General features: G+C 68.7%; 14 protein-coding genes. 7 read left to right on the forward strand and 7 right to left on the reverse strand.

The genetic code is table 11. The features are described from left to right. The first annotated feature begins 11 nt into the window (after positions 1 to 11). Positions 12 to 596, forward strand: coding sequence for a TetR/AcrR family transcriptional regulator (locus AB0L97_RS14345; RefSeq protein ID WP_356966761.1), 585 nt, complete (start codon positions 12 to 14; stop codon positions 594 to 596). Positions 597 to 603: 7 nt separating this feature from the next. On the opposite strand, the gene AB0L97_RS14350 is transcribed toward AB0L97_RS14345, so the two are convergent. The 5 genes from AB0L97_RS14350 to AB0L97_RS14370 all read right to left on the reverse strand — a co-directional run bounded on the left by AB0L97_RS14350 (position 604) and on the right by AB0L97_RS14370 (position 4,916). Beyond that, the gene (locus AB0L97_RS14350; protein ID WP_355078598.1) at positions 604 to 1,344 is read right to left on the reverse strand and encodes an ESX secretion-associated protein EspG; all 741 of its coding nucleotides are present in this window, start codon (positions 1,342 to 1,344) and stop codon (positions 604 to 606) included. Beyond that, a complete protein-coding gene (locus AB0L97_RS14355) occupies positions 1,341 to 2,540 on the reverse strand; it encodes a hypothetical protein (protein WP_355078599.1) in 1,200 nt (399 codons plus the stop codon). The genes AB0L97_RS14350 and AB0L97_RS14355 overlap by 4 nt, the downstream gene beginning before the upstream one ends. A gap of 18 nt (positions 2,541 to 2,558) precedes the next feature. Then, positions 2,559 to 3,137 (reverse strand): DUF3558 domain-containing protein, encoded by a 579-nt coding sequence (locus AB0L97_RS14360; RefSeq protein WP_355078600.1) that lies wholly within the window; start codon positions 3,135 to 3,137, stop codon positions 2,559 to 2,561. Then, the gene (locus AB0L97_RS14365) at positions 3,134 to 3,520 is read right to left on the reverse strand and encodes a hypothetical protein (RefSeq protein WP_364429089.1); all 387 of its coding nucleotides are present in this window, start codon (positions 3,518 to 3,520) and stop codon (positions 3,134 to 3,136) included. The genes AB0L97_RS14360 and AB0L97_RS14365 overlap by 4 nt, the downstream gene beginning before the upstream one ends. Before the next feature lie 199 nt (positions 3,521 to 3,719). Then, entirely contained in the window at positions 3,720 to 4,916 is a 1,197-nt protein-coding gene (locus tag AB0L97_RS14370) for an FAD-dependent monooxygenase (protein WP_364429092.1), read from the reverse strand. 113 nt (positions 4,917 to 5,029) lie between these two features. On the opposite strand from AB0L97_RS14370, the gene AB0L97_RS14375 reads away from it, so the two are divergent. Together AB0L97_RS14375 and AB0L97_RS14380 are read left to right on the forward strand one after the other, a co-directional pair. Next, positions 5,030 to 5,746 (forward strand): TetR/AcrR family transcriptional regulator, encoded by a 717-nt coding sequence (locus AB0L97_RS14375; RefSeq protein WP_355078603.1) that lies wholly within the window; start codon positions 5,030 to 5,032, stop codon positions 5,744 to 5,746. A gap of 23 nt (positions 5,747 to 5,769) precedes the next feature. Next, a complete protein-coding gene (locus AB0L97_RS14380) occupies positions 5,770 to 6,192 on the forward strand; it encodes a limonene-1,2-epoxide hydrolase family protein (RefSeq protein WP_364429096.1) in 423 nt (140 codons plus the stop codon). Between the two features lie 7 nt (positions 6,193 to 6,199). Here AB0L97_RS14380 and AB0L97_RS14385 read toward each other — a convergent pair whose 3' ends face one another. Then, entirely contained in the window at positions 6,200 to 6,472 is a 273-nt protein-coding gene (locus AB0L97_RS14385; RefSeq protein ID WP_039800723.1) for a hypothetical protein, read from the reverse strand. An 86-nt stretch (positions 6,473 to 6,558) separates the two neighbouring features. Here AB0L97_RS14385 and AB0L97_RS14390 point away from each other — a divergent pair, with 86 nt between their 5' ends. From AB0L97_RS14390 to AB0L97_RS14405, 4 genes are all read left to right on the forward strand, one after another. Beyond that, complete coding sequence (locus AB0L97_RS14390; protein WP_355078605.1) at positions 6,559 to 6,927, forward strand: DUF488 family protein; 369 nt, start codon at positions 6,559 to 6,561, stop codon at positions 6,925 to 6,927. A gap of 266 nt (positions 6,928 to 7,193) precedes the next feature. Next, entirely contained in the window at positions 7,194 to 8,579 is a 1,386-nt protein-coding gene (locus AB0L97_RS14395) for a PhoH family protein (RefSeq protein WP_355078606.1), read from the forward strand. Between the two features lie 189 nt (positions 8,580 to 8,768). Beyond that, on the forward strand, positions 8,769 to 9,350 hold the full coding sequence (locus tag AB0L97_RS14400; protein ID WP_364429101.1) for an esterase: 582 nt from the start codon (positions 8,769 to 8,771) through the stop codon (positions 9,348 to 9,350). A gap of 100 nt (positions 9,351 to 9,450) precedes the next feature. Beyond that, entirely contained in the window at positions 9,451 to 10,308 is an 858-nt protein-coding gene (locus AB0L97_RS14405) for an acyl-ACP desaturase (protein WP_355078608.1), read from the forward strand. 79 nt (positions 10,309 to 10,387) lie between these two features. On the opposite strand, the gene AB0L97_RS14410 is transcribed toward AB0L97_RS14405, so the two are convergent. Continuing rightward, the gene (locus AB0L97_RS14410; protein ID WP_364429105.1) at positions 10,388 to 11,791 is read right to left on the reverse strand and encodes a class II fumarate hydratase; all 1,404 of its coding nucleotides are present in this window, start codon (positions 11,789 to 11,791) and stop codon (positions 10,388 to 10,390) included. Positions 11,792 to 12,026: the final 235 nt, after the last annotated feature.

Genomic DNA, 12,026 nt, shown 5'->3' on the forward strand with positions numbered 1-12,026 from the left:
AATCTGTCAAGGTGCCGCCACCGAAGAGGAATCGAAACCCCCGCGGTGCGGGAAGCAAACTGCGCGAGGACTTGATCGAGGCCGCGAGTGGCCTGCTGGAGACGCTGGACGGTCAGGAGTCGCTATCGATGCGCGCCGTCGCGCGCGCGGTGGGCATCGCGCCGCAGAGCATTTACCTGCACTTCGCGGATCGACGGGAACTGCTGACGGCGGTTTATGAGGCTCGCTTCGCCGAGTTCGGCGCCGTGCTGACGGCCCTGCCGGACGGCGATGCTGCCACTCGGCTGCGCGAGATCTGCCGGGCCTACTGCGCATACGGCTTGCACCATCCCGGCCATTACCGCGTGTTGTTCGCGACCGCGGGCACCCCGGGCTGGGAACCGACCGATGCTCAATTGCCCGGCCTGCCGGTTTTTCGTCACCTGGTGGATGCGGTGGCGGCCACCGGCAGCGCCGATCCCACCGCTACCGCGGCTTGCCTGTGGGCGGCCCTGCACGGTCTGGTGATGCTGCGCCAGGATCGCCCGAGTTTTCCGTGGCCGGATCTCGACGTGCTGCTCGACACCCTCGTCACCGCCCACCTCGCGGCGCGGTGATCCGGTACTACCTGTCCATGCGCGCCTTCGCCCGCACGATCGCCTCGTCCAGGTACCGGGCGATATCGGCGCTGGTACCCGGCCGGATCATCAGGGCGCGGTTCGCGGGCACTTCGCAGTAGCGGCCGTCGGGCGTGTCGATCCAGCGGAGGCGGCCGGTGCGCAGCGGTTCGGCGTTGCGCGGCCCGAGCAGCACGACGGCGGTGCCGCGGGTGGCGCACGACTGCCGCCAGAAGCGCCGGTAACGCTCTTTCGCCTGGCTGGCGGGCGCGTTGCCGAACACATCGGGGCGCTCGTCGTTGAGATCGTCGAGCAGGAAGCTCTTCTCACCCACCGTTCCCGCCGTGGCGTCCGGGAGCAAGCGCACCACTTCGGTGGCGAGCTGATCGACCCGGCAGCGGCGCAACCGGACTCGGCCGCCGTCCGGCGCGGGCGACTGCACGGCGAGCACGCCGGAGCCGGAACGGGTGCCGCAGGCGACGGCGCGCAGTTCGACGCCCGCACGCGTGTTGTCGTAGCCGAACAGCTCGATACGCCAGTCCGGAACGGCCAGCGTGCTGATCGCGCTGCGCAGTGGCAGCCGTTCGTCCCGCCCGAGCTCGGCGCGGAACTGCTGCTGATACGCCTGGTACTCGTTGAGTCCGGGGAAGCGGCTGGTGAACCGGAACGGAAACGGCATGCGGTCCAAGCCCGTTGCGAACCACGCCGCGGCGAACTGCTCGGCCGACAGTGACCACTGCGCCGTCATTGCTCACCGAGTACCGGCGGCACCGTCGGTTTCACCTCGCCGAGCAACTCTTTCGCGTGCTCCTCGGTGCGCAGGTACTTCGGCGACTTGTGCTCGTCGTCGTCCGTGCGCCTGCCGCGCATCCCCGGCGGCATCATGCCCGGGTACCCCGAAGCGCCCGTCGCTCCCGGGCGCCCCGGTGCGGCGGGTTGCCCGTTCGCCGCGGCGGGGACGGTGGGCTGGGCGGGCCGAGAGGTGCCCGGGCGCGCTTGGTTGTCCGAGGCGTTCGGGGTTCCGGTCGTGCCCGGGGTGGCCGGCTTGCTCGGCGTGCCGTTCGGTCTGCCGTTGAACGAGGTCGGGACGACGGTGGTGGGCGTCGTTTGCGGCGGCGGCGAGGAGAAGGGCGCGACCGATGTGGCCGAAGTGGACGTCGGCGTCCTCGCGGCGGTGGATGCCGGAGTGGTCGGCGTGGCGTCCTGGCTCTGGGAAACCGCCTGAGACGTGACGGTTTGCGGTGTGTTCTCGGCTTCCGGCTGCGCTTGGTCCGCCTGCTCGCCGTCGTCCGCCGAACCGGCGGGGGAGGCGGTGTCCGCGGCCGAAGGCGAGCTGCCGGATGGGGAGTTGTCCGTGGACCGGGCGCCCGCCACGGCCTGCGAGCCGACGTCCGCGCTCGTCTCCACGCCCGTGCCGGTTTCGGCACCGATCGGCGCCGCGGCGGCCGGAGCGACCGGGGGCGGGAGCGTCGGGATAGCCGGAGCGGTGGCCCCGTACGGCTGGATGTACTGGGTGTTCATCTCGTCGCGGGCCTGCTCCTCCCGCGAATTGCGCTGTGCCGGATCGGCCGTGCCATTCGAGGTGTCCAGCACATCCGGCACCGACAGCTTGAACTTCGCCGCGGCGTCCGCCGCCGCCGACAGCGGCAGACTCTGCGCGCCGAGTGCGTCACCGAGTTCGCCCACCCGCGCCGCGTAATCTCGCACGCCGCGGACCGCGCTGTCGGCCGCCGCCCCCTCCCAGTGCTGTTCCACCGCGTTCTTGATCGCGTCCTCGAAGCGCTGGCCCGCGTTCGTCACCGCAGCGGCGATGGCCGACCACGCGGCGAACGCACCGTCGAGCGCGGCCGGATTCATCGCCTCGGCAGCCTGTTTGATCTCCGCGTGTGAGAAACTCTGCGCGTTCTCCGGATCGGTGATCGCGCGTCCGTCGGTCTGTCTCATGATCGCTTCCCCCGGTGTTCAGCTGCCCGCGGGCAGCAGCGGTGCGACTGCTCTGGCGATATCGGTGGCGATATCGCAGGCGACGAGGTGCTTGTTCGCCGACGTCTGCGGCACATTCGTCAGGATGTAGAGCGAGCCGGACCTCATTTCGACGTTGATCGTGCAGCCGCCCGGTACGTCCGGACGGGCTTCGTAGCGGACGGCTTTCCGATCGCCCGCCGAGATATCCACGGCAGCAGGGTATTTGCTGCGTACCTGTTCGATGGTGCCGTTGGTGGTCTCGACGACGAATCCGTACCCGGCCCGTGCGACATACCGGCACCCCCTCCAAGTGACGCCGCCCTGGCTGTCCTGTTTGGGTTCCGGGGGTCTCGAGTCCCACTGGCGCTCCGCGAGCAAATGGGGTGTGAGTGCGGTGCAGGGATCGAACGCGGGCTGTGCGTTCGTCTGTGGTGATGCGCTCGAACGGGACTCGGTCGCGCCGGTGGCCGATGTGGCCGGATCGTTCGATGTCGTCCCGCCGCATCCGGAGAGCAGGACCGAGCTCGCCGCTCCCGCGACGAATCCGATTGCTCGAAAGGCTGTTCCGGCCTTCATACGCTGAGCTCCCGCAGTGCCGCCGCGAATTCCGTATCGGTCCGAACGTAGCCGTCGCGGATGGCTTCGAACATGGATTTGATCTCTTGCGCCACGGAGATGTACTCGGTGAGGGTGTCGAAGGCGTTGTTCGGGCCACCGAAGGCCTTTTCGCGGAACAGCCGCACCAGTTCGAGGGCGGAGGTCAGCTTCGGATTGTCTTCGCCCAGCCCCCAGCGCTGCCGCTCACCGAGCTCGCGCGCGTCGGTTTGTGCCGCGACGAGCGTGTCGATCAACTCCTGGCAGGCCCGGTCGATGTCCACGAAGGCTTGCGGGTCCATCCGCACCCGCAACGCCCCGGTTTTCGCAGCTTCGATGTACCCGGGAAACGGGCTGTCCGCCATTGCCGCCCCTTCCGTCAGTGCCGTCTGACCTTATAGACGCAACCCGTCTCGCTCCGGTTCCATCGAAACACAGCCGAATCCTCTGGTCGCCCCGTCGCGCCGCTCGTCGTCGGCCGCGCGACGGTTCCCAACTGGGATGTTGTGCCGGGCCCCGGCGGGTGCGGCGGGGCCGATCGCTGTCAAGGCCGCTGACGAGCGGTCAGCGCGCGTTCGCCGCGGCGACCAGCGCGGGGTAGTCCCGCAGATCGATGTCGTTGGCGGCGTTGTCGCCGAATTTCGCCATCAGCGCGAACATCCGGGAACCGAGGAACCAGTTGCGCATCTTGATGCCCCGCGCGGTCTTCGGGGCCAGGAAGCGACCCGCGTTGCTGTTGCCCGCGATCTTCGCGTAGCGCTTCATGTGCTCGTCGTAGCGAGCGAAGGCGACAGTGTGGTCGCCGCCCGCCAAGGCCAGTTCCCCCGCGATGACGTACGCGCCGACCACGGCGAGCCCGGTGCCGAAGCCGCCGAGGGTGTTCCCGTACCCGGAGTCGCCGACCAGCGCGACACGTCCTTTGGTGTAACCGTCGGGCATCTGGACCTGGCTGATCGAGTCCATGTAGAAGTCGCCGAATTGGGTGAGTTCGGCGAGCATTCGCGGCACCTCCCACCCGACTCCGGCGAAGGTCTCGGCGAGGATGCGCTGCTGAGCGGCGATGTCGTCGCGGGCGTAGTCGAGCTCGGGCGCGGCGAACATGTACATCTGCTGCGCCTTCGGTCCGCCGCTGACCGCGAGTCGGCCGGGAGCGTTGTGGCCGCGGGCGACCACCCGCTCGCGCGGTCCGGTGGTCTTGCCGCTCCACGGGCTGGCGCCCGCGACGGCGTAGTAGTAGCCCAGGTGCTTCACGAAGTCCCGCTCGGGACCGAACGCCAACCTGCGGACCCGGGAGTGGATGCCGTCGGCGCCGAAGACCAGATCGAAGGTGCGGGCGGCCGCGTGCTCGAACTCGACGTGCACGCCGGCCGAGGTCTCGGTGAGCGCGGTGACCGAATCGCCGAACAGGTATTCGCAACGGTCGGCGGTGCGCCGGTAGAAGATCTCGGCAAGGTCGCCGCGCAGGATCTCCACATCGCCGCCGGTGAAATCACCCGACATCAGCGCCAGCTCGGCGCCCCGCTCGTCCACGAAGACGGTGTCGGTCGTGCCCGTCTTGCGCTGCTCGATGTCGTCCAGCACGCCCATCCGTTCCAGCACGGTGCGGTGGGTGCTGCCCTTGAAGTCGATCGCCTGACCGCCGGGGCGCAACGCCGGAGCGCGCTCGACGACGGTGACCGCGAAGCCGTAGCGGTGCAGCCAGTAGGCCAGCGCGGGTCCGGCGACGCTCGCGCCGGAGATGAGCACGGTGGTGTTGCGCATGGAGTTCTCCTCGTCTCAAATCTGCGTCCGATGGAAACTGTATCCGATGGACGCTGATTAGCGTATGGTAGACACAGTTTCACGTCAAGACGTTCTCCGGAAGGATTTCGGGCATGCCGACACCGACCACACTGGAACTGCTCTGGGGTACCGGTCAGCGGCCCAAGCGCGGACCGAAGCCCGCGCTGTCGCTGGAGCGGATCGTCGCGGAGGCCGTCGCGCTGGCCGACGCCGAAGGGCTGGCGAACCTGTCCATGCAGCGGCTGGCCGAGCGCCTCGGCTTCACCAAGATGTCGCTGTACCGCTACGTGCCGGGCAAGGCCGAACTCGTCGCACTGATGCTGGACACGGCGCTGGGCGCGCCGCCGGAACTGAGCGCGGGCGAGGAGGCGTCGGAGAACGACTGGCGCGACCTGCTGCGCGTGTGGTGCGAGACGATCTACGCGCGCTTCAGCGCCCACCCCTGGTCGATGGAGGTGTCGGTCGGTTTGCGGCCGGTCGGCCCGAATGAAGTCGCATGGATGGAGTCCGCGCTCGGCGCGCTCGCCGGGACCGGGCTCACCGCCGCCGAACGGCTGGACACGATCGTCCTGCTGACCGGGCATGCCCGCAGCCTGGCGCAGCAGGTGCGACTGGCGGACGCCGACGAATTCGAGAAGCAGATAGCGGCTCAGTTCGCCGAAATGGTGGCCGCCGCGGCCGATCGATATCCGGCCGCGGTCGCCGCGTTCGCCGAGGGCGGCGCGGCCGCGGGCGGGGACGGCGCGCTGAAGTTCGGCATCGAGCGCATCCTCGACGGACTGGCCGTGCTCATCGCGCGCCGCGGGTGACCGCAGCGGCCTACGCTCGGACCATGACCGACGAACCCGACCTGAAACAGGACTCGACCACCACGGTGCGGGAGTTCTTCGCCGCGCTGGAAATGGGCGCCTCGGAGGAGGCGATCGACCTGTTGCACCCCGACATCGTCTGGAAGAACACCTCGCTGCCCGATGTGAAGGGCATCCGCCGGGTCGGCGGCGTGCTGCGCGGCCTGCGCCGCGACTGGCTCGGCTTCGGAGTGGACATGCACCACATCGCCGCCGACGGCGACGTCGTGCTCACCGACCGCACCGACTACCTGCGCTTCGGTCCGGTGCGCGTCGGGTTCTGGGTGACCGGCACCTTCCGGCTACGCGACGGCCGAATCATCTTGTGGCACGACCACTTCGGTTGGGCGAACTTCCTGCGCGGCACGGCTGTCGGCCTCTGGCGCGCGGCGCTCACCCGCCGCTGACCTGGTCTCAGGAGTGCTGGGCCAGGTAGTCCAGATAGACCGGTCGCAGCACCTCGGCCACCGCGCCGTCACCGGCGTGGACGTAGTCGTCGAGCATGGGCAGCACGTACTTGATGTCCGCCTCGCTTTCGCCGACATTGCCCGCGGCGGCCTCCGCGGCCGGGATCGACGTGAGCAGCCGCCACAGGAACTTCACATCCCCCCGCCGCACGGCGAGCTTCATCGCCCGGTCGTGCAGCTCCTTCGACGACAGCTTCTCCAAATCCTCGTTACCGGACATACCAGCGACTCTATCCGCCGAATCGGGCGACAGCGACCGCGTGGCGAATCCCGTCCCGGCCCGGACGTCGTGCTGCGATAACCGCTATGACACCGCAACCCCGGCCCGGCTTCCGGATCAAGCGCGTCTACGACGATCCAGACCCCGACGACGGCACCCGGGTGCTGGTCGACCGGCTCTGGCCGAGGGGCATCACCAAAGCGCAAGCGCGGGTCGATCGCTGGCCCAAAGCGCTCACCCCGACCACCGAATTGCGGCGCTGGTTCCACGCCGACCGGGACGCGCGCGGCCCGGAATTCGCCCGCCGCTACCGTGCCGAACTCGCCGCGCCGGAGGTTCAGCAAGATTTGCGGGATTTGCGTGCCCTGGCAGCCGAAGCTCCGGTGACATTGCTCACGGCCGTACAGGATCCGGCGCACAGCCATGTTCCGGTGTTGCTCGACGTGCTGCGCTGAACCCTCGCGACGTGCGGGTTTACGACATGTTCACGGACACGCCTCGCAGTCCCCGAGCGCGGACACCGGAATCGGAGGTAGCGTCGGGTGTGCGGGCCGCGGCGGTGTGGCTCGTACGGGAGGTCCTGACCGTGACTGAGCTACTCAGTACGAGGGGGCCGGAGCCCGGCCCTCGTGGCATCTGACGGCAACGTCGGGTCCATCAGGACGGACCGGTCCAGCGAGATCGTTCGTGCGACTGCCGCATGAACACAGAGGAGCCCACCGTGACTGCTGCACGCTCCGTTTCCGCTCCCTCGGCGAACTCCCGCTCCGCGAAAGGCGGAGCCGCCGCGAAGGGGGCCCGCCCCTCGCAATTACCCGGCAAAACCTTCGTCATCGACACCTCCGTCCTGCTGTCGGATCCCGGTTCCTTCACGCGGTTCGGCGAACACGACGTGGTGTTACCCCTGGTGGTCATCAGTGAACTCGAAGCCAAACGGCACCACCACGAGCTGGGCTGGTTCGCGCGAGAAGCTTTGCGCAATCTGGACGATCTGCGCCTGCAACACGGCAGGCTGGATCAGCAGGTGCCGATCGGCACCGAGGGCGGAACGTTGCAGGTGGAACTGAACCACACCGATCCCGCGGTCCTTCCGGTCGGCTTCCGCACCGACACCAACGACTCGCGGATCCTGGCCTGTGCGCTCAATCTCGCGGCCGAGGGCCGCGAAGTGGTGTTGGTGTCCAAGGACATTCCGCTGCGGGTCAAGGCCAGTGCGGTGGGCTTGCACGCCGACGAGTACCACGCGCAGGACGTGGTGACCTCGGGCTGGTCCGGCATGGTCGAGCTCGACGTCAGCACGGCGCGCATCGATCAGCTCTACGCCGAGTCGGTGATCGATCTCGACGAAGCGCGAGAACTGCCCTGCCACACCGGCGTCCGGCTGCTCGGCGTCAGCTCGAGTGCGCTGGGCCGGATCACGCCGGACAAGCGGGTGCAATTGGTCCGCGAGCGCGAGGCGTTCGGGCTGCACGGGCGTTCCGCCGAGCAGCGCATCGCACTCGACCTGCTGCTGGACGAGAGCGTCGGCATCGTCTCGCTCGGTGGCCGGGCCGGGACCGGCAAGTCGGCGCTGGCGTTGACGGCGGGCCTGGAGGCGGTGCTGGAACGGCGCACGCAGCGCAAGGTGGTGGTCTTCCGCCCGCTGTACGCGGTGGGCGGCCAGGACCTGGGCTATCTGCCCGGCACCGAGAGCGAGAAGATGGGCCCCTGGGCGCAAGCGGTCTTCGACACGCTCGACGGGCTGGCCAGCCGCGAGGTGATGGAGGAGGTGCTCAGCCGCGACATGCTGGAGGTGTTGCCGCTGACCCACATTCGCGGGCGGTCGCTGCACGACTCCTTCGTGATCGTGGACGAAGCCCAGTCGTTGGAGCGGAATGTGCTGCTCACGGTGCTCAGCCGTCTGGGAACCGGCTCGCGGGTGGTGCTCACCCACGACGTGGCCCAGCGCGACAACTTGCGCGTCGGCAGGCACGACGGGGTCGCGGCGGTGGTCGAGAAACTCAAGGGCCATCCGCTCTTCGCGCACATCACGCTGACCCGTAGCGAGCGCTCGCCGATCGCGGCGCTGGTCACCGAGATGCTGGAGGAGTACGGCCCCAACGCCTGATCCCGCGACGCCGTTCGACGGCGTGTTTCACCGCATGTCCGGTGGGTATCATCGGCCGCGATAGCAGTTCGATATGACCCGGTGGCCGCTCGTCGGTCACCGGGTCATCGTCTGACCAACGGCCGAGACTATGCGCGGCGTCGTCACGGAATCCGTGGTGCGCCGGCAGCCCACAGCGAGAGGATGGACATGCACCACTTCGCTCGACGAACGGCTGGATTCACCGCAGTACTCGCCGCGGCAGGGCTGGTCCTGGCCGGCTGCGGCGGCGACGACAACAAAGACAACGGCGCCAAGACCGGTATGGCCAGCATGACCGGTATGGTCACCTCGATCGCGAGCCCCACCACCACCGCCGGGATGACCACGCACACCGGCGCCGGCCCGACGACCACGGGCGCGGCCGAGGCGACGACCAAGATCGCGACCCCGGCGGGGGAGATCGCCGTCTCCGGCGCCATCTACGACAAGTATGTGCAGCTCGGCGGCCCGACCGGTCCGCTCGGCGCACCGCTGCAGGCCGAAGAGGACGCACCCGACGAGGGGCACTACCAGGACTTCACGGGCGGCACGATCTACGAACCCAAGGAGGGCGAAGCGCACGTCGTCTGGGGTGAGATCCGCAAGGCCTGGGAAGACAACGGCGGCGCGCAGGGACAGCTCGGCTACCCGATCAGCGACGAGAAGGACATCCCCGGCGGCAAGCAGAGCGACTTCACCGGCGGCACCATCACCTGGGTGAACGGTACTATCACGGTCACGCCGAAGTAGGAACCAGATACTCGGCGTCCGGGATCGCGGTGTGGTCTCGGTTGCCTGTGAATCCCATCCATCCGCCCCGCTCCGCGGGCCAAGCCGCTAGGTTATCTCGGTGCAAACTCTCCTGACCGATCGCGAATTGCTCGAATCGCTCGCGGTGGACGTAGAACTGCTGCTGCGTAAGCACGTGGACGCCGCCGATGGGTGGCAGCCGCACGATTTCGTGCCGTGGGACGACGGGCGCAACTTCGCCTTCCTCGGCGGTACCGACTGGGCGGCGGAGCAGTCCGAGCTCGGCGAAACCGCCAAGCTGGCGTTGACCGTTTCGGTGCTGATCGCCGACAACCTGCCCTCGTATCACCGCGAGATCGGCAAGTACCTGCGCACCGGCGCGTGGTGGCGCTGGGTCGGCCGCTGGACGGCCGAGGAGAACCGCCACGAGATCACCATCCGCAACTACCTCATGGTGACCAGGTCCGTCGATCCGGTGGAACTGGAGCGGCTGCGCATGGAGCACATGACCAAGGGCTTCCGCCGCCCGGCGATGCACTTGCTCGACGTGCTGGCGACCTGCGCGTTCGAAGAGGCCGCCAGCGCGATCCGGCACCGCAACATCGCGGCGCTCGAGGAGAACCCCCTGGTCACCGCCATCGCCGAGCGCATCGCGCTGGACGACGAACTGCAGTCGGTGTTCTTCGCCGACCTGGTCTCCGCCGCGCTCGATCTGGCGCCGGACCAGACCGTGCGGGCCATCGCCGACCGGGTCGCGGGCTTCGAGGTCCCGACGGTGACGTTGCCGGACGGCCGCGACAGCGATGTGGTGCTCGCCGAGGCGGGCATCTACGACCGCGCCAAGGAGGGTGAGTTGGTGTTCGCCCCGCTGCTGAAGCGGTGGAACATCTTCACCCGCACCGATTTCGGTCCGGAAGGGGAGCAGGCGCGCGAGGAGCTCGCGCACTTGCGCGACTGATCCGCATCCCCGGGCGCAGCGCACGAACGCCACCTCGACAGCCTTCCGGCTACCGAGGTGGCGTTCGTTTCGGCGCGGGTCAGTCCTGCTCCTTCACCTTCGCCATGGCGAGCACGTCGAGGCGGCGGTCGAGTTCCTCCTCGGTCAGCTTCTCGTCCAGCAGGCCGCGGTCGATGACCGTCTGGCGGATGGTCTTCTTCTCCCGCAGCGCTTCCTTCGCGACCGCCGCCGCCTCCTCGTAGCCGATCGCCGAGTTCAGGGGCGTCACGATCGAAGGCGACGACTCGGCGAGCGTGCGCAGGTGCTCGACATTGGCGACCAGGCCGCGCACGCACTTGTCGGCGAACAGCCGGGAGACGTTGGCCAGCAGGCGGATCGACTCCAGCAGGTTGCGCGCCATCACCGGGATGTACACGTTCAGCTCGAATGCGCCGTTCGCGCCCGCGAACGCCACCGCGGCATCGTTGCCGATCACCTGCGCGCCCACCTGGGTCACCGCCTCGGGCAGCACCGGGTTCACTTTGCCGGGCATGATCGAGCTGCCCGGTTGCAGATCCGGCAGCTGGATCTCGGCCAAGCCGGTGAGCGGACCAGAGCCCATCCAGCGAATGTCGTTGGCGATCTTGGTCAGGCTCACCGCGATCGTGCGGAGCGCGCCGGACGCCTCGACCAGACCGTCGCGCGCGGCCTGCGCCTCGAAGTGGTCCTCGGCCTCGCGCAGCGCATCGATGTCGGTGGCGCGCACGAGTTCCGTGACGACCTTCGCGCCGAAACCCTCGGGCGCGTTCAGCCCGGTGCCGACCGCCGTGCCGCCGATGGGCAGCTCGCCGAGCCGCGGGAGCGTGGCCATGATGCGGTCGATGCCCGCGGCGACCTGCCGGGTGTAGCCGCCGAACTCCTGGCCGAGGGTCACCGGGACGGCGTCCATCAGGTGCGTGCGGCCGGACTTCACCACGGTGCGCCATTCCGTGGACTTGTCCAGCAACGCCAGCCGCAGATGCTCCAGCGCGGGAACCAGATCGGTGATGACCGCTTCGGTGGCGGCGAGATGCGTTGCGGTGGGGAAGGTGTCGTTGGACGACTGGGACATGTTCACGTCGTCGTTCGGGTGGACGGTGACGCCCTTCGCCTTGGCGAGCGAGGCGATCACCTCGTTGGCGTTCATGTTCGAGCTGGTGCCGGAACCGGTTTGGAAGACGTCGATCGGGAACTGATCGTCGTGTTCGCCACGCGCGATCTCGTTCGCCGCGGCGATGATGGCATCGGCCTTCACGGGATCGAGCAGCCCCAAATCGCGGTTGACCGTGGCACACGCGGCCTTCAGCAAGCCGAGCGCGCGAATCTGTGCCCGCTCCAAGCCGCGTCCGCTGATCGGGAAGTTCTCCACGGCCCGCTGGGTCTGCGCCCGCCACAAAGCGTCCACCGGAACCCGGACCTCGCCCATGGTGTCGTGCTCGATGCGGTACTGCGTCTCCTCGCTCATGATCCCGACCCTATGCCGCGGCAGCGGCCCGTGGGGCAGCCACGCCTGAGGTCATTCGCACACCTCGGCAGGCCTTCGCTCGGGAATACGAACCGTTGGCTCAGGCGCCCGAGCATGCGCCGTTCGCGGCCCGGCTCGCGTTTGCGCGACCACCGCGTCCGCGACGAAGTCGCCAGCGGTGGTCGCTCCTGGCTGATCGACGCTTGGCGCAGCAGCGAGCATCGGCCCGTCACCG

It is taken from the genome of Nocardia sp. NPDC051911 (genome assembly GCF_040681035.1).
Lineage (GTDB): Bacteria > Actinomycetota > Actinomycetes > Mycobacteriales > Mycobacteriaceae > Nocardia > Nocardia sichangensis.